The sequence below is a fragment of the Alteromonas sp. G5_S2_22_S1 genome, from assembly GCF_054968525.1.
Genome location: NZ_JBQKUJ010000021.1, coordinates 1 through 23,700, shown reverse-complemented (window position 1 = coordinate 23,700; position 23,700 = coordinate 1). Strand labels below are relative to the sequence as shown.

Here is a 23,700-nt window from a genome sequence, read left to right as displayed (position 1 = left end):
ACCCGATTAACTACGATCGAAAATTACTTTTTACGTTATTTCGGCAGTGTCGCGCGAAGCATCCAAGCTGTTTTTTCATGCACTCGCATACGGTCGCCAATTAAAGCAGCTGATGACTCATCGTCTGCGTCCTGTGCTAGCTTTAATGACTCGCGACAGGTTTTTACAACTTGCTCGTGGCCATGTGTAAGTAAGCGAACCATTTCAGTTGCTTCTGGTACACCTTCTACTTCTTCAATTGAGCTAAGCTCTGAAAAAGACTTATACGTACCTGGTGCAGAAACACCTAAAGTACGAATACGCTCTGCAATTTCATCCACGGCTTCAGCAAGCTCAGTATAATGCTCTTCAAACATTAGGTGTAATTCACGGAACTGAGGACCTTCTACGTTCCAGTGAAAGTTATGCGTTTGCAAGTATAAGGTGTAAGAATCAGCCAATAACTTCTTAAGGCCTTCTGCTACTGCGTTACGATCGCTCTCAGAAATACCAATATCAATCTTGCTCATGTCACACTCCTTTTCGTTAAAACCTTTTTAGGTTTTGAATTGGCCAGTTCGTTGACCGTACAATATTTGAACCTAAACAATATAACTTAATAGTACTACAGAAATTTTGATTTAGATTAACGGTTTAGTTAATTGTGCTCATCGCAATTATCGATGAGTAACTCGCCCTCTATATCGACAGCTTTATTAATGATGGTGGTGATGCCCTTTTGCTTCGTCTTTTTTGACGGGTAATACCAGCTTGAGTTCACTCCCATTATCAAACGATAACGTGATGGGAATATTACTTCCTTCTGCCAATCCCTTTGTTAACCCTAGTAGCATTATGTGGTTTCCGCCTGATTTAAACGCCACCATTTCACCGGGCTTGATTTTTACACCTTCCGTTAGCTCGCGCATTTTCATCATGTCGCCTTCCATAACGGTCGTGTGAATTTGCGCTTCGTCTGCGACCTCTTTAGCCACCGACACTGAAACAAGGGTTTTGTCGCTGTCGCTTTGGTTATGCAAAGTAAAGTACACCGCACCGGTTTTTGCTAAGGCAAATGTTGCTCTGGCGTAACCGTTCATTACCATTACGTCAGCGTGCTCATTGTGTGCATGCTGCTTGTCATGTTGATGTTTGTTTTTGTGCTCATTAGCGTGAGCACTAAAAAGCGCAGATAAGCTTAAAGATAATAAGCCTGTGACGATAAATAACGGTTTTAGCGATTTGAAAAAAAATGACATACAGTGCGCTCCGAATGAATGTTCAGAACTAGTGTACGTGGGAATGGCATGGGAAAAAAGGGAAATGGTGCCGACTGCCGGAATCGAACTGGCGACCTACTGATTACAAGTCAGTTGCTCTACCAACTGAGCTAAGTCGGCACACTATAAACCCGCTGCCTTAAGCAGCGGATGCGTATTCTAGCGATAAACGCGTGGGTGTCAACCTTTTAATCGCGTTGCCTCGCCAACTAATTTCGGGAAGTACTCAAGCGGCAAATAATTACTCAATGCCATGAGCTTTTCACCTAAACTTTCATAACTATTTGTGGTGACGTTAATGTGTCCCATTTTGCGCTTCTCTCGTACAGATTTCCCGTACCAGTGAAGATGACTACCATCAATGCTGAGTAAGTCGCGTGAGAAGCTACTGCAACCTATGATGTTAACCATAGCGCTTGGGCCAATGGCTGATGTATCGCCAAGGGGTAAACCACACACGGCTCGTAAGTGATTTTCAAACTGGCTGGTTACGGCGCCTGACTGGCTCCAGTGCCCAGAGTTGTGCACCCGAGGTGCAAGTTCATTCACTAATAGCTTGTTTCCCACTTGAAACAGCTCTACCGCTAATACGCCAACATAATCCATGCCGTCGGCAAGTTTCACAAAAATATCGTGAGCCTGAGCTTGCAACGCGTCGTCGACATTTGTAGCTGGCGCAACGGATACATGCAGTTGACCTTGATGGTGTAAATTTTCTGCTAGCGGATAGGTTCGTACGTCGCCATCGGCATTGCGCACACCGATAAGAGAAAGCTCTCTGTCAAAAGCTACCATTTTTTCGACCACTAAAGGCACGGTTACAAGGTCTAGACCCTGAAGTGAACGCTTAAGCGCCGGTAATTCAGCCTCATCGGTTAAACGCCACTGACCGTATCCATCGTATCCATCGCGGCTTGCTTTTAAGATCAACTTGCTGCCAAGTTGCTTTACGCAATCGTCAAGCTGTGAAAGATCCGTCACTATCTTGTGCTCGCAGTTAGCCACCTGCATACTTTCAAGCAGTTTTTTCTCACGAACCCGGTCAGCGCCTACTAAGATACTGTCGATATTAGGCATCAACTTATTCGTCTTCGCCGCCTCTTCAAGTAACCTTTCAGGAACGTGTTCAAATTCTACTGTCAACGCGTCTGCGTCTTCGATCGCTTGTGCAAGCGTAGTGTCTAACGTTGATTTGCTGACTGGATGTACAACGGAATCGCTGTTTACGTCCACAGCTTGAACCTCAATACCTAAGGGGCTTCCCGCCAGGTACATCATTTGAGCAAGTTGGCCTGCGCCGTAAACGACTACTCTCATTCATCTAGCTCCAATGTGTTACTTGATGCCAGCACTGTATCGGTTTGAGATTTTCTAAAGGCGATAACTGCATCTCGAACATTTTCATCTTGCAATGCAACAACCTGCGCAGCTAGAAGACCCGCATTTGCCGCGCCGGCCTCACCAATGGCCAATGTTCCAACCGCCACGCCCTTAGGCATTTGAACGATAGAAAGCAATGAATCTAAACCGTTTAACGCTTTTGATTTAACCGGGCAGCCGAACACAGGTAAGTGTGTATGCGCGGCAATCATACCGGGTAAGTGCGCTGCACCACCTGCGCCAGCAATAATAGCGCTGAAACCTTCATCAGCGGCATGCTCTGCAAACTCTACTAGCAAGTTGGGTGTACGATGTGCCGACACCACCTTCGCTTCAAATTCAACACCAAACGACTTCAGCATTTTTGCGGCCTGCTGCATAGTAGGCCAGTCTGAAGTTGAACCCATAACAATCGCGACTTTTGCCATCTAGAGATCCTCGGGGTAGGTAAAATGGTCAACTTTGGAAAGGCCGCGATTGTAGCGTAAAACCGTTCAAAATCCCACCGTAAATGCCGCCAAATACAGTACCCATCGCTAAGCTTTTGATTTTCGCCACACCACTTTGAGGTGATCTATCCCGTTAATAATGCCCGTATTAACGATAATTAATTTACATAAAAAGTTGGCCTAAATTGCATGTTTTGCGTTGCACGAGGCGCGTTTAAAATTTTGCAATTAAATAGCAAGGCGTAAGAGGTTATTGATGACAGATAAACATGAACCTGACGTACTCGACGAGGTAATAGAAGAGGTACAAGATGTGGTATCTGACTTCCTAAATCGTGAGGCAGCTCCCGGCATACTGCTTATGGGGGCCACTCTGTTGGCACTTATCATTGCCAACTCGCCCTTAGATGTGATTTATGACCAGCTGATAAGCATGCCCGTTCAAATATCAGCGGGTACGTGGGCAATCGATAAGCCCTTGTTGCTGTGGATTAATGACGGCCTTATGGCTGTGTTCTTTTTTCACGTTGGCTTAGAGCTGAAACGGGAAGTGTGCGAGGGTGAGCTCGCCAACCCCAAAGATATTATACTGCCTGCCGCTGGCGCAATAGGTGGTATGGCATTACCCGCTTTAATCTATGTGGGCATTAACTGGGAGAATCCAGTTGCTATTGCTGGGTGGGCGATTCCTGCAGCCACAGATATTGCGTTTGCTTTGGGGATTTTAGCGCTGTTAGGCAGTCGCGTACCCACAAGCCTTAAAGTATTTTTGGTCACGCTTGCCATTATCGATGACATTGGCGCCATTGTGATAATTGCCCTGTTTTACACCGAAAACATTACCACAGGCGCGCTGGCCATTGCCGCTGGTTGTTTGTTATTACTGTGGCAAATGAATAAACGCAATGTGGTAGATATACCTGCTTACGTCTTTGTGGGCGTGATATTGTGGGTCGCCATGCTTAAGTCTGGCGTGCACGCGACACTAGCCGGTGTAGTGCTTGCGGGCTTTATCCCCATGCGCGATGAAAAAGATGAATCTTATTCGCCGGTTACGCGCTTAGAGCACGGGCTTAATGGCTTAGTAAGCTTTGCAATCCTTCCCTTGTTTGCGTTTGCAAATGCAGGTATTAGCTTTGGGAATATTAGCCCGGAAGGTATTTTTCACCCCGTGACTTTCGGCATATTTTTAGGCCTAGTAGTGGGTAAACAAATCGGTGTCTTTGGGTTTTGCTACCTCATGGTTAAGCTCAAGCTGGCAAAATTACCAAAAGACCTCAACTTTAAACACATCTATGGCTGTGCACTTCTGTGCGGCGTGGGCTTTACGATGAGTTTATTTATTGGCGGCCTCGCATTTGCGCAAACAGGCATCAATCAGATATTCGATGAGCGAGTGGGTATATTATCAGGTTCGTTAGTATCGGCACTGCTCGGCTACATAGTGCTTCGACTTGTAAGTGACGCGCCTGTTGACGATACCGATGTAGCATCAAACGCGAGCAAGCTCACCGGCAATACAGTCAAATAAAGCCTGCTTACTAAGAGGCTTACTTAAATGTGCATTCATGCCTGCTGCTAAGCAGGCATTTTTGTCTTCTGCAAACACGTTGGCAGTAAGTGCGATGATAATCGCATCTTTATTTTTCCCTTCTTTACGAATAAGCGTTGTTGCTGCATAACCGTCCATTACCGGCATCTGACAATCCATTAAAATAACATCAAAGTCATACTTCTTTTCCGCGTTAATCGTATCAAGCCCATTCTTCGTTCTAATGCACTTGATATTGGCCGTCTTTAACATATCCATGGCAATCTCTGCATTAATATCATTGTCTTCAGCTAACAGCACTTTTAGGTTAGTTGGCAGACTAGGCTTTACGTCAACGATGTCAACGTCCGGCTCATGCTCTTCTTCTTTGCCCACAGCGGCAGGAATGTGAAACGTAAAGCGCGTACCTTTACCCAATTCGCTTTCCACAAAAAGTTGTCCGTCGAGCAATTCGATTAAGCCCTTTGAAATGGGTAAGCCCAATCCGGTACCACCAAAGTGTCGCGTTGTGGTCGAGTCGGCTTGCTCAAACTGTTCAAAGATTAGATCTAATTTTTCTGGCGCAATACCTACCCCCGTATCGGAAACCACTACCTTAAGGGCGTGATGCGCATAGCTTACGTTAACCGAAACGCTTCCTTCGCTCGTGAATTTCACCGCGTTGCTCAATAGGTTATTAATTATCTGGCTAATCTTTCCTGCGTCGATATCTAAGACTTTTGGCACACCGCTATCCACATTCAAATGAATGTCATATTCTTTAGCCTTTGCAGAATGCCGATAAAGTTCACATGATGATTCAAGCAACTCGCGAATGGCGCAGCTTTGTATATCAATGCGCATTTTCCCCGACTCGATTTTGGAATAATCTAAAATGCTATCGAGGATCATCAATAGGTTGGCGGCCGAACGGGAGATGACTTTAGCTCTTGCTGCGACATGCTCTGGCAACTCGCTGTCTAACATTAATTCGCAAGAACCGATAATGCCGTTCATGGGCGTTCTAATTTCGTGGCTCATATTCGCTAAAAACTGTGTTTTCGCCACATTTGCTGCTTCGGCTTCTTTAAGCGCCTTTGCCAAATGATCGGTTTTTTCGGCAATACGGGCTTCTAAAGACTGGTTCAATTCGCCAAGCTCAACATTGAGTGCTTGCTCTACTTCCTTGGCACTTTTTAGCTCTTCAAAAGCATTGAGTAAGCGAGATTCTAAATGCATAAACTCATCGCTTAATGAAGATAACTCTTGTATATGCAGGGCACGTTGCGGTGCTTTTTCACCCCCTCTTTTCTCTGGGTTAAAGGCAGCAATATAGCGAATAAGCCGACGAATGGGGGCGCCCACCATTTTTGCCACCACATAGCCAGTAAACGTACCAAATGCAGATAGTGCTAACAGCAGCAATAAGTCTTTCAGCAAGTAGCCGCTCATAGACATCAGCAACAGGCGCTTATCGAAGTAATAGCTAACCTTCCAATTGGCAAAGGGCACGTTTTCAGCGAACCTTAGCCAATTCTTATTCTGAGGGCCATTTTCCACTTCGACAGCGCAATTGGGCTCACAATGGTAAAATGGCGCCTTCGTTAACGGCTTTATTTCAAGCGCTTCAGAGGCATAAATAACTTCACCTTTTTGATCCTCTATTAGCATCAAAAAACCATTTATGCTCAAACTGTCAATGGCAGAAAAACTCTTTAAAGATAATGACCCTTCAATGATTCCTTTAGGCACTCCCTTGCTATCTAATATGGGGGCAGATAAGGCAATAATTGGGTCGTTGCCAAACCCTCTACCTTGAAACACATTAGAGATAAAGGGGCTGCCTGACTGCATGGCTTCATAAAAGTATGGCCTATAAGCGACATTCGGAACGCCACTTTCACGGGCCTTTTCCAGCATACTTGGTGGATAAGCATGGGTAATATCACCCTTCTCATCGGCAATTAGAAAAGTGAGAAACTCGGGATTATGTGAAGCTAATACCGCTAGGTTAGTCGTGGCCGCATTATCAAAATTTACCGCACCACCATCACCAGAGAGTAATTGCGCAGCGCTGGTTACCGCGTTTTGATGCTGACGAATAAAATTCGAAAGTTGGAACTCCAACACATCAACACGCTGCGCCATGTAACTGTGAATTTGTCGTTCTTGCTGGTGCTGAAATAAGGTTACTGACAGATAGATCACTGCCATAGATGCTACAAAGAAACACCCAGAAAAAAAGTAGCCAAAAAGAAAGTGAAGAGTAACCCGTTCTGATTTATTTGAAGTTTGGCGTCTGAGACCATGTATCGCCAAGTATGCAAAGTGGCCCGTGATTAAACCAAATACTCCACTCACCCAAGTCACTAAGACTCCAGAGAACAACATATTGATGTTGTCGCCGTTGTAGAGCGAATGCTCTAAAAGCAAAATAGGTAAAAAAACGACCGACCAGAACCCGGCCCCTACCCTTATCACTTGCTTTAAGGACTTATTGTAACCGAATAAGCTAAGCACTATTGGCAACAGCGTTAGGCTTTCCTTACCTACAATGCTGCCGTGATTAAGCCAGAGAGGAACACTAATAATCAGTGCCAAAGGTACCGAGATAAATGGAGAAAATCGGAGTGAAGAATAAACCGCAACACCTACCCCGAAAATCGCTATACCTGTACTGTCAAAAGGTGCTTGAAGCGCGTTGAGGCCAACACCCAGCAAGCACGCTATAACGACTTGAAATGCCAGAGACCATGAGAAGGAAAACGAAAGACTATCTAATTTCAACGCATGTCTCCGGCGGCTTCACTTAGTGTTGAGCCATATAGTCAAGCGTGAAGTTTGTCAGTAGTTTTACGCCTAACTTCATACCTTCATCATCAACATAAAATTCAGGGGTGTGATGTGCTGGACTCGCTTCTTCAGACACATCTAATGGTTTACCTCCTACCCACACATATAAACCCGGTACTTGCTCTTGGAAGAATGAAAAGTCTTCCGCGCCTGTCACCGGCTTAGAAAGCAGCGTATTTTCCACCCCTGCTGTACGCTGCATGGTGGGCAGCATGGCCTTTGTAAGCGCCGGGTCGTTATAGGTAATCGGGTAAGAGTAATCTAAAGGTAACGTAAGCTCAGCTTCCGCTCCCATGCTTTCAGCGATAGCGTTTACTTTGCGGGGCAGCGACTCATATATATGCTCGCGGGCCGCTTTGTTGAGCGTGCGGATAGTCCCTACCATTTCCACTTCATTTGGAATGATATTAGAGCGGTTACCACCGTGAATAGAACCAATAGATACCACCGCGGCGTCATCAATTAGTTTTAATTCGCGACTAACTATGGTTTGAATAGACATGATCATTTGCGCAGCGGTTACGACAGGATCTACGCTTTTCCATGGATAAGCACCATGCGCCTGTTTACCATGAATAACAATTTTAAACGGGTCTACAGCAGCCATAGTACCACCCGCGTTATAGCGTACTTTACCCACATCGGTATTGGCGTTAATGTGAAGGCCGAAAATGGCATCAACATCAGGGTTCTTTAATACCCCTTCCGCTACCATCACTTCAGCACCGCCTTTTTCACCAGCTGGCGCACCTTCTTCAGCAGGCTGGAAAATGAATTTCACTTTGCCTTTTAGCTCACCTTTAATACCGGTAAGGATTTTCGCCGCCCCCATTAGCATAGCCATATGCGTATCGTGACCACAGGCATGCATTACAGGTACTTCTTTGCCGTTATACTCACCCATTTGCTGTGAGCGGTAGGCTAAATCATTTTGCTCTTTAACTGGAAGCCCATCCATATCAGCACGTAACGCTACCACGGGCCCAGGATTACCAGAATCCAAGATAGCCACTACACCGGTTTTGGCAACACCAGTTTGCACGTCTAACCCCAAGCTAGTGAGATAGTCCGCAACATACTCAGCAGTTTTGAACTCTCGGTTAGACAGTTCAGGAAACTCATGGAAATGATGACGCCATTTAATTACGTCGGGTTCGACGTCATTCGCGAGCTTATCGACATTGATTTGAGCAGCACATGCAGCAGATACAGAGACAAGGCCTGAAAATGCAAACGATAGTAACTTCCGGTACATAACAAATATTTCCTTTGATGTTTTTTAGTTAGAGTAAATCATCTCGAGGAAGAACACACCACCGTACTAGCGAATGCGAGAATAAATTAATGGGTTAATACGCTCAGAAAGTACCCCATTAATCAGCCTGTGGATATTAGACGGAAGTATAAGAGCCTCATATAACAAACAGAAGAAACGAAAAAGGCGCCAACAGGCGCCTTTTCAATGTATATCAATTTATTAGCTAGCTCTTTTGTCGGCGCATTGCGTCGAAGAACTCGTTGTTCGTCTTGGTCATCGACAACTTACTAATAAGGAAGTCCATCGCGTCAATCTCAGACATTTCGTGAACAATCTTGCGAAGGATCCACATTTTTTGTAGTTCATCTTGCGCGGTGAGTAACTCTTCACGACGGGTACCTGAGCGGTTAAAGTCGATAGCTGGGAATACACGTTTTTCCGCAATCTTACGGTTAAGGTGTAGTTCCATGTTACCTGTACCTTTAAACTCTTCGTAGATAACTTCATCCATTTTAGAGCCGGTATCGATAAGCGCAGTGGCGATAATCGTTAAACTTCCGCCCTCTTCTACGTTACGGGCAGCACCGAAGAAGCGCTTTGGTTTATGAAGCGCGTTAGCGTCAACACCACCAGTAAGTACTTTACCCGATGAAGGAATAACCGTGTTGTATGCGCGCGCAAGACGGGTGATTGAGTCGAGCAAAATAACCACGTCTTTTTTGTGTTCAACAAGACGTTTGGCTTTTTCGATAACCATTTCTGCCACTTGTACGTGACGGCTAGCTGGCTCATCGAAGGTTGATGCAACCACTTCACCTTGAACAAGGCGGTGCATCTCCGTTACTTCTTCCGGGCGCTCGTCGATAAGCAATACCATTAACTCACAATCGGGGTGGTTAGCAGCAATTGACTGAGCAATATTTTGAAGAAGCAGTGTTTTACCGGCTTTAGGTGGCGCTACGATAAGACCACGTTGGCCTTTACCGATAGGTGACGCCAAATCTAGTACACGTGCTGTAATGTCTTCGGTCGAACCGTTACCACGCTCCATGCGCAAGCGATCTGCTGCGTGTAGCGGTGTAAGGTTTTCAAAGAGGATTTTGTTACGTGAGTTTTCAGGCTTGTCGAAGTTAACTTCGCGGATTTTTAGAAGCGCAAAATAACGTTCGCTGTCTTTCGGTGGACGAATCTTTCCAGCAATCGTATCACCGGTGCGCAGGTTAAAGCGTCGGATTTGGCTTGGCGATACGTAAATATCGTCAGGGCCTGCTAGATACGATGAATCAGCTGAGCGTAAAAAGCCGAAACCGTCCTGTAAAATTTCTAATACCCCATCCCCAAAGATATCTTCACCGCTTTTTGCGTGCGTCTTAAGGATCGAGAAAATGATGTCTTGTTTTCTGGCGCGTGCCATGTTTTCCAGGCCCATTTCCTCGGCCAGGTTAACCAACTCGCTAATTGGTTTGTTCTTTAATTCAGTTAAATTCATACTGGTGGGTCTTTGTGCTTGAACTTCGCTTACAGGACTTATTGTCACTCTGTTCTAGTTTAGATTTGATATCACCCGGATATGGGTGTAAGCAGAATGCTGCTCGGATGAGCGCTGAGGAAAAGTTAGCACTATATTTAACCAACGTCCAGCGTTTTACCACCGAAATGTTAAATAATTTGTTGCTTACTCTTCTTGAATGAAACGTAAGTACCTGTGGCGTTAATAAAAACCGGCGCATAATTAGCACCGGCTTTCAATTTGCTATCAATTAAAGGTTTTCGTTAAGAAACTCTGTTAATTGTGCTTTTGATAGCGCGCCAACTTTCGTTGCAGCAACGTTACCGTTTTTGAAAAGTAGCAATGTAGGAATACCACGAATACCATATTTAGGTGGAGTTTCGTTATTTTCATCGACATTCAACTTGCCAACTGTTAACTTGCCATCAAACTCGGTCGCAACTTCTTCTAAGATTGGTGCGATCATTTTACACGGGCCACACCATTCGGCCCAGAAGTCAACCAGTACAGGACCTTCAGCATTGATAACATCTGCTTCGAATTTATCGTCAGATAACTGGATAATTTTGTCGCTCATTCTTTTCTCCATTATTGGTCTGTCGCTGATTTGTCTCAGCCCGACCATAAGTGTTATATAGAAACTGTTTTTTAATGCAAGCACTGATAAGCTATAAGCTATGCCTACTCACTTAACTGATACTCATTTTTCCGACCTGCCGATTAACGGCAAGGTTGTTGACGCGTTAGCGGCAGCTAATTTTTCACATTGTACACCAATTCAAGCACTTGCACTGCCTCCTTTATTGGAAGGTCACGACATTGCAGGTCAGGCTCAAACTGGAACCGGTAAAACCATTGCCTTTTTGGTGGCTACATTTCACTATTTGCTAAGCAAAGCAGAAAATGTAGATAACAGCAAATCAAATGGCCCACGCGCTATTATTATGGCGCCAACCAGAGAACTCGCCGTTCAAATTTACAACGACGCCAAACTGCTCAGTGAGCATACCGGATTGTCGCTTGGTTTGATTTATGGGGGCGAAGGATACCAAAGTCAACGTGAAACTTTGGAAGAAGGGGTGGATATTATAATTGGTACGACGGGGCGCATTCTGGACTATTACAAACAGAACGTGTTTAGCCTGAAAAACATTCAGGTTGCCGTACTTGATGAAGCTGATCGTATGTTCGACTTAGGCTTTATTAAAGATATCCGCTTTTTATTCCGCCGTATGCCACCTGCCGGTGAGCGTTTGAGCATGTTGTTCTCTGCAACCCTGAGCTATCGCGTTCAGGAACTGGCCTATGAGCACATGAATAATCCAACCCACGTTCAGGTAGCCCCCGAGCAAACAACTGCCACACGCGTTTCTCAGGAGCTCTTCTATCCGTCTGATGATGACAAGATGCTGCTGCTTCTTACGCTACTTGAAGAAGAGTGGCCTGAAAAAGCCATCGTCTTCGCCAATACCAAGCACAGCTGTGAGAAAGTCACTGATTGGTTAACCGCAGACGGCCATCGCGTTGGCTTACTAAGTGGCGATGTACCACAAAAGAAACGCCTTGGAATTTTAGAAGACTTCACCAAAGGTAAGTTAGATGTTCTGGTAGCGACAGACGTTGCTGCTAGAGGTCTACACATTGATGCGGTGACACACGTGTTCAATTATGACCTACCCGATGATGCGGAAGACTACGTGCATCGTATTGGTCGTACTGGTCGTGCCGGACAAAGTGGTATTGCAATTAGTTTTGCTTGCGAAAAATACGCACTAAACTTACCTGCTATTGAGCAATACATTCAAAACGCCATTCCTGTCACCGATTATGACAGCGGCGCGCTTCTTGATGATGTAACGCCTCCTAAACCACGCAGAAGACGTACGCCTAACAATCGCAATAGTGCGCGCCGTGGTAACGGTAGAGGGCGTGGCAAGCCTCAGCAACGCAACAACAGAGCGCAATAACAAGGCGTAAAGGTAGCCAATAAGAAACGAGATTTTATGCAGGCAGAACTCCAGCACGATGCACAAACCTACGGCGAGTATTATGCCGCCGTAGACTTAGGCTCTAATAGTTTTCACATGGTGATTGTCCATGTCGTTAACGGCAGTGTTCAAATCATTGGGAAAATAAAACAGAAAGTGCGTCTAGCCGCAGGCTTAGACGATGATTTAGCACTTGATGACGTGAGCATGGAACGCGGCTGGCAGTGCCTGCAAGTCTTCTCGGAACGCTTGCAGGATATCCCCCCTTCAAACATCAAAATTGTGGCAACTGCCACCCTTAGGCTTGCAACTAACGCACACTTATTTGTTCGCAAAGCCGAAGAAATTCTCAATCACAAGCTTGAAGTAATTAGCGGCGAAGAAGAAGCAAGGCAAATTTATTTGGGCGTGGCCTACACTTCGGCAAACCAAGGCAATAGCTTAGTTATTGATATTGGCGGCGCGAGCACTGAGATCATTATTGGTAATGACATGCAGCCTATTCACCTTAAGAGCCTGGATATGGGATGCGTTACCTTTATGGAGCGTTACTTCACTGACGGTGCCATTACCAAAAGCAATTTTGAAAACGCCAAGGAAGCTGCTCATGCATTAATAGCCCAAGTGTCTGATACTTTCTTATGCTTTGACTGGGAAAACTGTTTAGGGGCGTCTGGAACGCCGCAAGCGATTACTGAAATATTGGTCGCACAAGGGATTAGTGATGCCATTCGCTTGGATTATTTGTATCACTTAGAACAACAGTGTATTGAGTGCGGGGACATCAAAACCTTAAGTATTGAAGGGCTAGAAGAAAACAGAAAAGCCATATTTCCTTCTGGTTTGGCAATTTTAATTAGTTTATTTGAAGCGCTGCATATTAAGCACATGAATATCTCTGGTGGCGCACTTCGCGAAGGCCTGATTTACGGTATGTTGGATAACGTTACTGAAAACGATAGACGCCAACAAACGTTAAATCAGGTGAAGCACCGCTATCACATTGATAAAAACCACGCTAACTCGGTTCGTCATGTAGCGCTAACGCTGTGTCATCAGCTCTGCGCGCAACAGAACATTTGTCATTTAGATACTGAGACTATTTTAGGTGCCGCAGCACAGCTACATGAAATAGGCCTTCATATTGAGTATAAGCGTCACCACGAGCACGGCGAATACATCCTAAGTCATATCGACCTACCCGGCTATACTCGCCTTCAGAGAGCGGCTATTCGCGATTTAGTTTCGCAGCACCGATTAACCGTTGATATCGACGCCTTCGAGAAATATCACATTGACTACCGCCCGATGCTAAAAGGGTTACTGCGAATTTTACGTATTGCCGTGGTGCTATGTTTACGCCGTCAAAATAAACACATTCCCGACGTAAATTTATTATGCGAGGAAGATAAGTGGACACTTACTTTCCCTGAAGGTTGGCTAAAAGCGCATCCGCTGATAAATGCTGAGCTCGCTAACGAATGCTGGCTCCAACACAAAGCAGGTTTCGAATTGGTGTGTAAGTAGTTACTATCAAGGTAATTGCAATAAAGGCGTGCTAAGCACGCCTTTATTTTTTGTCTTCTGTCTAGCATTCGGCTTACAAGTAGCCCTTTTAATTACCGTTTTGCTTGGCAAGTAACGCTGCCGCTTGCGGCGCGAAGTACGTTAGAATGCCGTCTGCACCTGCGCGCTTAAACGCCAATAACGATTCTAAAATAACCGCGTCCTCATTTAACCAGCCATTGGCAAATGCCGCTTGGTGCATAGCGTATTCCCCGCTTACTTGGTAAGCGAACGTGGGCACTTTGAACTCATCTTTACATCGTCGAACCACGTCTAAATAAGGCATACCCGGTTTTACCATAACCATGTCTGCACCTTCTTCAATATCTAGTGCAATTTCATGCAAGGCTTCATTGGTATTAGCAGGGTCCATTTGATAGGTCTTTTTATTGCCACCTTTAATATTCGCTGCAGAACCGACCGCATCGCGAAACGGCCCGTAGTAAGCAGAGGCATACTTGGCAGAATACGCCATGATACACGTGTTAATATGGCCTGCTTCCTCAAGCGCGTTGCGAATACTGCCTATTCGGCCGTCCATCATATCTGATGGGGCCACAATATCAGCTCCTGCTTCAGCATGTGAGAGCGCCTGTTTTATGAGCACGTCAACGGTTTCGTCATTCATCACATAGCCGCTTTCATCAAGCAGCCCATCTTGCCCGTGTGAAGTAAATGGGTCTAGCGCGATATCAGACATCAACATAACCTCTGGATACGCCTTTTTAAGCGCTCTCATTGCTTGTTGTGCAAGCCCTTGTGGGTTAAAGGCTTCGCTAGCGCACTCTGTTTTAAGGCTCATCGGGGTAACGGGAAATAGCGCAAGGGTTTTGATGCCTAGCTTTACCCAATTAGCCGCTTCCTCTACAAGAAGGTCGACAGATAATCGTTCCACACCCGGCATTGAAGGCACTGCTTCACGGGCATTGTCTCCCGGTAACACAAATACAGGGTAGATAAGATCATCACTCGTTAAGTGATGCTCTGCCACAAGCCCCCGCAATGCATCTTTAGCACGAAGTCTGCGCATTCGGCGATGAGGGAAAGGTGAAGATGTCATAATTTTTCCTGTAATTGTTTATGTATTACTTTATTACGCCCTGCCGCTTTTGCTTCATATAAAAGCTCATCAGTGAACTTAAACAATTGCTGCGTGTGATCTTCACCCACAATTACTGTGGTAGATACGCCGGCACTGGCGGTTAGGTTAATCATTTCGTTTTCGTATTCAAGGGGCGATGCTTCAAGACTGCTTCGCATGTTTTCAGCAACATGAAAAGCCCCTTCTAAATCGGTATTAGGCAGGATAATGGCAAACTCTTCACCACCTATGCGACACAAGTCATCTGTAGGGCGATGGATGTGTTGTTGAAATACTTTCGTTACATGAATTAAACACTCATCTCCCCCATCATGCCCATATTCGTCATTGATTTTTTTGAAGTGATCGACGTCGATAATAACAAGTGACAGTGGTGTTTGTTCCCGACGGCTACGCCTACCTTCTGAACGTAAGCGCTTATCAAAATGCCTGCGGTTGTGAGCCCCAGTGAGCGGGTCTATGGCATTGAGTCTTTCAAGCTCTTGATTGACTTCAGAAAGCTCTCGAAGCGTAATTTCAAGTTCTAGCGTGCGCTCTTCAACTTTATATTCCAAGTCATCTTGGTAGCGCTTTTGCACTTCAAGCAGGCTTTCTTTCGCGGTACTAGCCTGTTTTTCCTGTTCAAGCGCAAACTGCTGCGCGTCTATTAAATCGTCGCGACTGTGGCTGTAATTAATCGCGAGAATGAGCGCCAAAATTAATGACTCTACAGCCCCGCCAATAATCAGTAAGTTGTTTGAGGAAATAGGCAGCTGAATAATGTTTACGTTATCTAAGTTAGCACTTAAACCACTAACTAATAAAAACCCCCAGGCGATAGTAAAATAACGGGCAACCACTACCCCTTTCAGGGTTAACCAGACGCCCAACCACATAGTAAAAATTATGGTAAGGGTAAGTAGCAGTAAAAACGCTTTCACCATAAGTGAATAGGGAAAAATTAGGCCCGCGAGGATACTCACACCACAAACCCAACTTATCGTTTGAGCGACTTTGTCAGCCTTTTTACTATAGGTTGTAATGGGCAAGAGCCTTCGCGTAAACATTGTAGCGAACATGATAGTTGCATTAGCAAAAACAATAATCGCTTTTGACTGAAACCACGTACTGTCTGGCCATAAATAGGCCAAACCATAGCCGTGAAGCGTTGCCAACGTTAGCGCTAAACTAACAATATAACCCGAGTAAAATAGAAAGGACGTATTACTCGTCGTAATCGTTAAAAAAGCGTTACTGACCCCCATTGCGAGGAGAATTCCAAAAAAGATTCCCAACGCTAGATTTCTACTTGAGGTATAGGAAATAAATTCTGCTTCTTCCCATATCCGAATGGGTAACCTTATTGTTCCGGAAGTTTGAACACGAATGATAATTCGCTGGGAGTGCAGACTTTCAGGAAGCGGAAACAATGGTTTTACGTGTGAAACCGGGCGGTTAACAAACGGTATTGCGTCACCGCCAGTAAACGTAACTATAGGTTTACTGCCAATTTGGCTGTATACGGCAACATCAATGTGATCTAATAATGGGTAATCAATATGAAGCAAAAAACGGCTTTCAGAGGTTTGGGTTGGTGAAACCACCATTGAAAACCAATGTACATTGCTGTCCATTCCCAAATTAACAGGGGACGCAACAGGGCGCCAATCACTCATGGGCTTTTGCGACACATTCGCGAAATCTAAGGGTTCCTCGTCGCCTTCTTGCAAATAGGTAAGCTGTGAATATTTCGGTGTAGTATTCGAAAAAGGAGAAAGGTTAAGCAGCACGGATATAAAGCCAACAACGGCGACTATCGTTATCAATACGAGACCCGCATCATATTTGCGCATCGCTTTCAAATTTGTCTGCATATAAACCTATGTTAGCTGAGAGAAAACAACTCACATGTATTAGCATAACTGCTAATACGCAATTTATCAGTCTCAACTTGCAGATATTCGCCTAATTGATTAGCAATGTGAGGCAAAAACGCGGGTTCATTATTACGCTTTCTCGGGCGCAATGTTTTGGGAAAGAGATATGGCGCGTCTGTTTCTAATATAAGGCGTTCAAGCGGAATGTGCTTTACGGCTTCTCGTAACGCTTCACCCCGTTTTTCATCACACACCCAGCCCGTAATACCGATATATAGGTCTAAGGCTAGATACTGCTTTACTTGTTCGGCGTTACCGGTGAAACAGTGAGCGATGCCGCCTTGTAAATTTGGCATATATCGGGTTAGAAGAGACAGCTGTTCGTCAAACGCGTCTCTTTCATGCAGATACACTGGCAGGCTTACATCTGCGGCTATTTTTAGCTGCGCTTCAAAAATCGACAGCTGAACAGGCTGGGGAGAGAAATTTCGATTAAAGTCCAACCCACATTCACCGATAGCTACACACCCTTTTTGCTGGGCTAGCTCACGTAACCGTGCCAGGTCGTTCGGGGTAGCGTCTTTAGCGTTGTGAGGATGTACCCCAATTGTGTAACAGCACGTATCGGGGTATTGGTTATAAAGAGACACGGCAACGTCCCACTCATTAGGGTGGGTGGTAATAATACAGAGCTTTTCCACGCCAGCATCTTTTGCCCGCTGTATAATGTCGTCAGCGTCAAAGCGCTTATCTAGCAAATTGACACCCGCATCGAACCAAGGCATCTACTTAACGCGTTTTACTTTCATTCGCTTATTAAGCCCTTCTACGCTTAAGAAGAACGCACCTAACAATCCGCGCTCTACCGCAACGGGTTGACCTTCTTTAAGCTTCATATAGGTATCATCAGTTTGCTGCCATACAGAACCGTCGCTAAATGTAATGACATACTTATCGCGAAGGTTCTTTTTAAGAGAGTCAATACTCACCGCAATTTCAGACGCTTCTTTGGTTAAGTCGCGCTTGTGCTCTAAACCAAACTCACTTTTTGGTTGAGTCGCAGCACGCTCGGGGGTTGCACCAGGACGAGGGCTAACTTGATTGCGATTAGCCTCTTTGTAGGCCTGCACCTGACTAACTTGTGCATTTACACCATCGTACTGGTCGAGTGACTTAGCCACCCGGTCATAACACATTAAGCGCTTTAAACTATTATCTGTATTTCGGCACGTTTCCATTGCATCGCCGATTGATTCAGCATGTGCGTTAAACGCGCTAAAAGCACACAATAAAGTGGCAAGAGAAAGTAGTCGTGTTTTCATTTTTATTCCTTTCTTTTAATAACTTTTATGTGTTGTCAGGCGACTCTTCTGAGACTTCATCGCTAGGTTTCTTGCCTGCGTAAAAGCCACCCACAATGACCCCAACCTCGAACAACAGCCACATGGGAATCGCTAATAGTGTTTGAGAGATAATATCAGGGGGGGTTAGCAACATACCCACAACAAAAGCACCAACAACCACATAGGGGCGCTTGGCGCGTAATGATTTAGCATCGGTGACACCGGTCCAACACATTAAAATAATGGCTATTGGTATCTCGAATGAGACCCCAAATGCAAAAAACAGTTTCAATACGAAGTTTAAATAGCTTGAGATGTCCGTACTTACCGTTACTCCCTCTGGCGCAACACTAGTAAAAAACGCGAAGGCTATCGGAAATACCACGAAATAGGCGAAAGCCATGCCTGCGTAAAAAAGTAGCGTACTGGATAGCAGTAGCGGCGCCACTAAACGTTTCTCGTTTCGATACAGACCTGGCGCTACAAAGCCCCACACCTGGTACAGCACATAAGGGATCGCAATAAAAAATGATAACACCAACGTTAGCTTGAAAGGTGCGAAAAAAGGTGACGCAACGTCAGTTGCAATCATACTTGAATTTTCAGGCAGGGTTTCAAGCAGCGGCATCGCTAATAGCTGGTAAAGGTCCTGTGCAAATGCGGCTAGACAAATAAACACAACCAGTACACTCAAAAGCGCTTTGAGAATACGACTGCGCAGTTCAATTAAATGAGAAATTAGGTTGTTAGCGTCAGACATCTATTGCTTTTTGTAAGGTTCTTGAACCGACTCTGCAGCTTTTTTAAGCTCATCGACACTTTGTTCAAGTTCAGGTGAAAGATCTTTAAGCCCTTGTTGCTCTGCTTTTTTCAAATTCTCATGCAATTCGTGCACACGCAACTGATGCTCAACTTCTTGCTTAAAGCCGGTTGCTACATTTCGTACACTACGAATTGTATTGATGGTTGAGCGCATGGCCCCTGGCAGTCTTTCTGGCCCCAAAATAAGCAGTGCCAATACGCCAACAACCAATAGCTCCCAAAAGCCGATATCGAACATTAGGATTTTTCTTTAACGTCGCTCTGCGTCTCTGTTGAAACAGGCTCTGCAGCTGACTTTTCTTCAACTTGCTTCTTTTGTTCGAAGTCTGCGTCTTTTTCTTCTTCGCTGACTGCTTTTTTGAAGCCTTTAATTGCACCGCCTAAATCTGTGCCGATGCCTTTAAGTCGCTTAGTACCGAATAAAAGCACTACGATAACCAGTATAATCAGCAACTGCCAAATACTAATACCACCCATAAAATTAATCTCCCTAACATCGATTGAGACAGTATGCCATTGCCGGCCATTGCTTTCACCTGAATATTTACGTCAATGAATAAAGATTGACGTTTTGCCTGTGACAATCCATGCTCTGTATATGCGTAATACGAATACTTAAAACATTCAACTATTCTAATTTTTACAAGGAGTTAGTGAGTAATGCTATGCCTTACTGTGGCTTATTGCCATATGCTACTCACCACCCCTCTAGCATCCGTCCCCCGTACCCCCACGGTGAACGCCCCCGTAAATGCGACCAGTGTACAAAGCACGGCACTTAATATTCAACATCGGGAGTATGAAAGCGCAATAAGTCAGAAGTATGCCGACGACACAACGTTGTCGCCTTCGTCACTTCCCCCCACCAACGCCTGGTTCGATATTTGGCAGCGAAGCTTCACTGATACCATGGACTTTACGGTAAAGCAGCTAGACGGTTTATTTGAGAGCGATGACAACAGCTACGGGCAAGGGCAAAAACAAGCCAGAGCAGAGGGCCGCATTCAGCTTGCTTGGGAGCCGAGAAGCGGAATGCTATCTGATACGGATCTGCGCTTTCGCGTAAGAGTTAGGCTTCCTGCGCTCCAAGAACGCGTGGATTTATTAGTTAGTGATAATGAGGATGAGAACCAAGACAATACTGTTCGTGCAGCGCGTAATGTTAATGCTAACGATAGAGACAGAACCACCATTGCGCTTCGCTTTAGACCAGAGCAAGATTCACACTACTCGTACAGAATTGGGGCAGGTAGACGGGACCAGCTATACGCAAAAACACGTTACAGAGATGCCCTTGCCTTTTCGAATCAGTGGGCCATGTTATATGATGCAGAGCTCTACTATTACACTCGCGACCGATTAGGTGCAGAAGCTGGGGTCGCCTTCCAATACGAAATCAATAAGAAACACCTCGTCAGACAGAATAACCGATTTTATTTCCGCGATGATACGAACGACTGGCTGTGGCGCCACGAGGTGCACCATTTATTTTCTGTAGACCAACATAACGCCATTATTCCCCATTTTTTGGTGGAAGGACTTAGTCAGCCTAACTATCGCGTAGAAGAGGTATACACGGGTTTTAGGTGGCGTAACAACACGCTGCGCGATTGGCTATTTTTTGAAGTGGAACCTTTCGTATTATGGCTGCGCAACGAAGACTTTAAAACATCATACGGCGTAGCGCTTCGGGTAGAGGCATACTATGGGAAAGATACCTAAACGCGCTAAGAGCACCATCCTTACCTTAACAATAATCTATTCATTTAGATAAAGCTGCGCATAAGACTGCAGTAACCATTTTTATTGGCGATAACAAAAAAAGCTGTCAGATTGACAGCTTTTTCAACATTTTACCGCAACGCCGTGTAACTTAGGGGCGCAGCGCCCTGTCACCTCGTGCCAGTCCACACACGCCCGTGCGCGATGACTCGATAATTTCTGCACATTGCCCCATAGTGGTGGCAAACGCATCTAGCTTATCAGAGGTGCCCGTGATCTCTATGGTGTAGTTATTTACGTTCACATCCACAATGCGCGCACGGAAAATATCTGCGTTGCGCTTCACCTCGGCTCTTACAGACTCAGTGCGGGTTGCCACTTTAATCAACATAAGTTCACGTTCAATGTGCGTGCCTTCTGTTAAATCAACAACTTTTAGCACATCGATAAGCTTGTTGACTTGCTTAGTGATTTGCTCGATAACCTTGTCGTCGCCGTGGGTGATAATAGTGAGGCGCGATAGGCTCTCATCGTCAGTGGGTGCAACACAAAGTGAATCTACGTTGTAGCCACGTTGCGAGAACACGCCTACGATACGTGATAGTGCGCCTGGGGCGTTTTCCATTAATACTGAGATAATACGTTTCATCAGGTTCGCTCCGTCTTGCTTAAGCGCATGTCATCCATTGCGCCAAACTTAATTTGCATTGGATATACGTGTTCGTTTTGGTCTACTGCTATGTCCATAAACACGAGGCGATCTGTGTAGCTGAAACATTTCTCCATAGCCGCATCTAGCTCGTCAAGTTTGTCTACTTTAATGCCTACGTGCCCGTAAGCTTCTGCTAACTTTACAAAGTCTGGCATTGAATCCATGTAAGAGTGTGAGTGACGCCCTTTATAAATCATATCTTGCCATTGACGCACCATACCCAGCGCACGGTTATTCAACGAGATAATTTTAATAGGCAAGTTGTATTGCAAACAGGTAGATAGCTCCTGGATATTCATTTGAATACTGCCGTCACCCGTTACTACCACAGAGGTTGAACCTGGGTGTGCAAACTGTACGCCCATCGCCGCCGGCAAACCAAAGCCCATGGTGCCTAGACCACCAGAGTTAATCCACTGGCGCGGTTTGTCATACGGGTAATAAAGCGCAGCAAACATTTGGTGCTGACCTACATCTGAGCTTACATAAGCCTTGCCGTCGGTATGCTTGTATAGTGCCTCAATAACGCGCTGAGGCTTAATGACCTCTTCGCCTTGCTCGTAGTTCAAACACTGACGTGTACGCCAGGTTTCAATTTGCTGCCACCAGTCGGCTAACTTGTCACTTTGAGAAGATAAATCTTTCTTATTTACCTGGCTCAAAATTTGATCTAGCACTTTATCTACCGAACCCACCACTGGAATATGTGCATTTACGGTTTTAGAGATTGAGGCAGGGTCGATATCGACATGGATAATATCTGCATGAGGGCAGAATTTATCAACGTTATTGGTAACACGGTCATCAAAACGAGCACCTAGCGCAATGATACAGTCGGCATTGTGCATGGTTTTGTTCGCTTCAAGCGTACCATGCATACCAAGCATACCAATGAATTGCTTGTGTGTTCCCGGCATAGCACCAAGACCCATCAGCGTACAAGTTACCGGAGAATTTAGCTTTTCAGCTAACTCAATAACTTTTTCTGACGCGTCGCAAGCTACTGCACCACCACCTACATATAATACTGGACGTTCTGCTTTAAGTAGCGACTCGACCGCTTTCTTAACCTGCTTAGGGTGGCCCTTTTCGGTAGGGTTATAAGAACGCATGGTAACGTCAGTTGGATACACATAAGGGTGCTCTTCCGCTACGTTAACAATATCTTTTGGCAAATCTACAACCACCGGCCCTGGACGGCCAGTGTTAGCAATATAATAGGCTTTAGCAATCGCTTCTGGAATATCAACCGCGCGCTTAACCAAGAAGCTGTGCTTAACGATAGGACGCGAGCACCCTACCATGTCAGTTTCTTGGAATGCGTCTTCACCGATGTGCTTCGACGGCACCTGTCCCGATAAAATTACCATCGGGATAGAGTCCATGTACGCAGTAGCAATACCTGTAATAGTATTCGTTGCGCCTGGACCTGATGTGACGAGCACTGTGCCGGTTTTGCCAGTTGAACGTGCATAACCATCCGCCATGTGGGCGGCTGCCTGTTCATGACGTACGAGGACGTGTTTGACATCATCTTGCGCAAATAACGCATCATAAATGTCTAGTACGGCACCACCTGGGTAACCGAACACGTGTGTCACTCCTACATCTTTTAGCGCTTCAACCACCATGGCTGCGCCCGACATCATTTTCACAGTGCTTTCTCCTGTAATGGGTTGGGGGGTTTGTCAGCGTACGTTGACGATGCCCCGACTATATCTAAGGTAATAGGAAGATAAAACACCAAATTGCGTAAAAGTGAGATATATATCCCAATATTCGCAATAATTAGGATAAATATTTCGACATCAGTATTGAATTGACAAAAAATAGGATAATTATTTACACAATATTAACAGTGTGAACAATAAAAATGACGAGCGAAAAGAAAGCGCCTTTATCTACCGTTTGTAAATGAAGGCAAAGCCTTAATCATCGAGGCTAATATCAATGTCACTGTTATCGCTTATATCTTCATCATCGTCAACCTCTTCTGCAGATGGGCGCTTAGAGCCATAAATGCTAGCGGTCTTTGGTCTATTAATTCGCGCTTGGTATTTTAACCACGCTTTTTCTTGAGAAGTTGCGGGCTCGCGATGGCCAAGCGCCGACGCTAGATAGGCTTGTTCTTCGTCGTTTCCCGGCGTGATCTTTCCGTCAACCAGTGCAGCAAACAAGCTTCCGTAACCTTGCAAAAGCTTGCTCTCGTTAATTGAAAAATCTCCTGAACGCGCAAAGCCGTAAGGGTAATTTTTCTTATCTGCGAAGGGTTTTCTGGTGATTTTTTCTTTTGTGATTACAGACATCTTAACCTCTTTCATTACGGCCCCTCGTGTTACATTAATAGAG

At 45.2% G+C, this 23,700-nt stretch carries 22 protein-coding genes and 1 tRNA gene; 4 read left to right on the top strand and 19 right to left on the bottom strand.

Features of this window, described 5'->3' with window-relative positions; all coding sequences use genetic code 11:
- Positions 1-35: 35 nt before the first annotated feature.
- The 5 genes from ACTRWF_RS17550 to purE all read right to left on the bottom strand — a co-directional run bounded on the left by ACTRWF_RS17550 (position 36) and on the right by purE (position 3,067).
- Positions 36-509, bottom strand: coding sequence for a Dps family protein (locus tag ACTRWF_RS17550; RefSeq protein WP_020742791.1), 474 nt, complete (start codon positions 507-509; stop codon positions 36-38).
- A gap of 186 nt (positions 510-695) precedes the next feature.
- Positions 696-1,238: a copper chaperone PCu(A)C gene (locus ACTRWF_RS17545; protein WP_278383810.1), complete on the bottom strand. Its 543-nt coding sequence runs from the start codon at positions 1,236-1,238 to the stop codon at positions 696-698.
- Between the two features lie 65 nt (positions 1,239-1,303).
- Positions 1,304-1,379, bottom strand: a tRNA-Thr gene (locus tag ACTRWF_RS17540).
- 60 nt (positions 1,380-1,439) lie between these two features.
- Positions 1,440-2,576 (bottom strand): 5-(carboxyamino)imidazole ribonucleotide synthase, encoded by a 1,137-nt coding sequence (locus ACTRWF_RS17535; protein WP_015066123.1) that lies wholly within the window; start codon positions 2,574-2,576, stop codon positions 1,440-1,442.
- Positions 2,573-3,067, bottom strand: coding sequence for a 5-(carboxyamino)imidazole ribonucleotide mutase (gene purE, locus ACTRWF_RS17530; RefSeq protein ID WP_012517079.1), 495 nt, complete (start codon positions 3,065-3,067; stop codon positions 2,573-2,575). Before purE ends, ACTRWF_RS17535 begins: the two co-directional genes overlap by 4 nt.
- 277 nt (positions 3,068-3,344) lie before the next feature.
- Between purE and nhaA the strand changes: the two genes are divergently transcribed.
- Complete coding sequence (nhaA, locus tag ACTRWF_RS17525) at positions 3,345-4,619, top strand: Na+/H+ antiporter NhaA (RefSeq protein WP_012517078.1); 1,275 nt, start codon at positions 3,345-3,347, stop codon at positions 4,617-4,619.
- Here nhaA and ACTRWF_RS17520 read toward each other — a convergent pair.
- The 4 genes from ACTRWF_RS17520 to trxA form a co-directional block, all read right to left on the bottom strand.
- Entirely contained in the window at positions 4,581-7,406 is a 2,826-nt protein-coding gene (locus ACTRWF_RS17520) for an ATP-binding protein (protein WP_462835950.1), read from the bottom strand. The two genes, nhaA and ACTRWF_RS17520, sit on opposite strands and share 39 nt — an antisense overlap.
- Before the next feature lie 22 nt (positions 7,407-7,428).
- Positions 7,429-8,727, bottom strand: a complete 1,299-nt coding sequence (locus ACTRWF_RS17515) for an amidohydrolase (protein ID WP_278383808.1) — start codon at positions 8,725-8,727, stop codon at positions 7,429-7,431.
- A gap of 226 nt (positions 8,728-8,953) precedes the next feature.
- The gene (rho, locus tag ACTRWF_RS17510; RefSeq protein WP_012517075.1) at positions 8,954-10,219 is read right to left on the bottom strand and encodes a transcription termination factor Rho; all 1,266 of its coding nucleotides are present in this window, start codon (positions 10,217-10,219) and stop codon (positions 8,954-8,956) included.
- 271 nt (positions 10,220-10,490) lie between these two features.
- Positions 10,491-10,817: a thioredoxin TrxA gene (gene trxA / locus ACTRWF_RS17505; protein ID WP_012517074.1), complete on the bottom strand. Its 327-nt coding sequence runs from the start codon at positions 10,815-10,817 to the stop codon at positions 10,491-10,493.
- A 100-nt stretch (positions 10,818-10,917) separates the two neighbouring features.
- On the opposite strand from trxA, the gene rhlB reads away from it, so the two are divergent.
- Positions 10,918-12,207 carry an ATP-dependent RNA helicase RhlB gene (gene rhlB, locus ACTRWF_RS17500; RefSeq protein WP_020742787.1) on the top strand — a complete coding sequence of 430 codons (1,290 nt, stop codon included), beginning with the start codon at positions 10,918-10,920 and terminating at the stop codon, positions 12,205-12,207.
- 36 nt (positions 12,208-12,243) lie between these two features.
- Positions 12,244-13,755, top strand: a complete 1,512-nt coding sequence (locus ACTRWF_RS17495) for a Ppx/GppA phosphatase family protein (protein ID WP_020742786.1) — start codon at positions 12,244-12,246, stop codon at positions 13,753-13,755.
- An 88-nt stretch (positions 13,756-13,843) separates the two neighbouring features.
- Here the strand turns inward: ACTRWF_RS17495 and hemB are convergent, their stop codons facing one another.
- From hemB to tatA, 7 genes are read right to left on the bottom strand one after another with little or no spacing between them, the layout of a single operon-like run.
- The gene (gene hemB / locus ACTRWF_RS17490; protein ID WP_015066116.1) at positions 13,844-14,854 is read right to left on the bottom strand and encodes a porphobilinogen synthase; all 1,011 of its coding nucleotides are present in this window, start codon (positions 14,852-14,854) and stop codon (positions 13,844-13,846) included.
- Entirely contained in the window at positions 14,851-16,749 is a 1,899-nt protein-coding gene (locus ACTRWF_RS17485) for a diguanylate cyclase (RefSeq protein ID WP_462835949.1), read from the bottom strand. Before ACTRWF_RS17485 ends, hemB begins: the two co-directional genes overlap by 4 nt.
- An 11-nt stretch (positions 16,750-16,760) precedes the next feature.
- A complete protein-coding gene (locus ACTRWF_RS17480) occupies positions 16,761-17,537 on the bottom strand; it encodes a TatD family hydrolase (RefSeq protein ID WP_012517069.1) in 777 nt (258 codons plus the stop codon).
- Complete coding sequence (locus ACTRWF_RS17475) at positions 17,538-18,074, bottom strand: hypothetical protein (RefSeq protein ID WP_462835948.1); 537 nt, start codon at positions 18,072-18,074, stop codon at positions 17,538-17,540.
- 25 nt (positions 18,075-18,099) lie between these two features.
- Complete coding sequence (gene tatC / locus ACTRWF_RS17470) at positions 18,100-18,855, bottom strand: twin-arginine translocase subunit TatC (RefSeq protein ID WP_012517067.1); 756 nt, start codon at positions 18,853-18,855, stop codon at positions 18,100-18,102.
- Positions 18,856-19,155, bottom strand: a complete 300-nt coding sequence (gene tatB, locus ACTRWF_RS17465) for a Sec-independent protein translocase protein TatB (protein ID WP_012517066.1) — start codon at positions 19,153-19,155, stop codon at positions 18,856-18,858.
- Positions 19,155-19,394: a Sec-independent protein translocase subunit TatA gene (gene tatA, locus ACTRWF_RS17460; protein WP_012517065.1), complete on the bottom strand. Its 240-nt coding sequence runs from the start codon at positions 19,392-19,394 to the stop codon at positions 19,155-19,157. The genes tatB and tatA overlap by 1 nt, the downstream gene beginning before the upstream one ends.
- Positions 19,395-19,577: 183 nt before the next feature.
- Here tatA and ACTRWF_RS17455 point away from each other — a divergent pair, with 183 nt between their 5' ends.
- Positions 19,578-20,639, top strand: a complete 1,062-nt coding sequence (locus ACTRWF_RS17455) for a hypothetical protein (RefSeq protein WP_462835947.1) — start codon at positions 19,578-19,580, stop codon at positions 20,637-20,639.
- A gap of 151 nt (positions 20,640-20,790) precedes the next feature.
- Here ACTRWF_RS17455 and ilvN read toward each other — a convergent pair whose 3' ends face one another.
- The 3 genes from ilvN to ACTRWF_RS17440 form a co-directional block, all read right to left on the bottom strand.
- Complete coding sequence (gene ilvN, locus ACTRWF_RS17450) at positions 20,791-21,288, bottom strand: acetolactate synthase small subunit (RefSeq protein WP_012517062.1); 498 nt, start codon at positions 21,286-21,288, stop codon at positions 20,791-20,793.
- Positions 21,288-23,006, bottom strand: coding sequence for an acetolactate synthase 3 large subunit (locus tag ACTRWF_RS17445; RefSeq protein WP_462835946.1), 1,719 nt, complete (start codon positions 23,004-23,006; stop codon positions 21,288-21,290). Before ACTRWF_RS17445 ends, ilvN begins: the two co-directional genes overlap by 1 nt.
- A gap of 273 nt (positions 23,007-23,279) precedes the next feature.
- Positions 23,280-23,672, bottom strand: coding sequence for a MaoP family protein (locus ACTRWF_RS17440; protein ID WP_023559499.1), 393 nt, complete (start codon positions 23,670-23,672; stop codon positions 23,280-23,282).
- Positions 23,673-23,700: the final 28 nt, after the last annotated feature.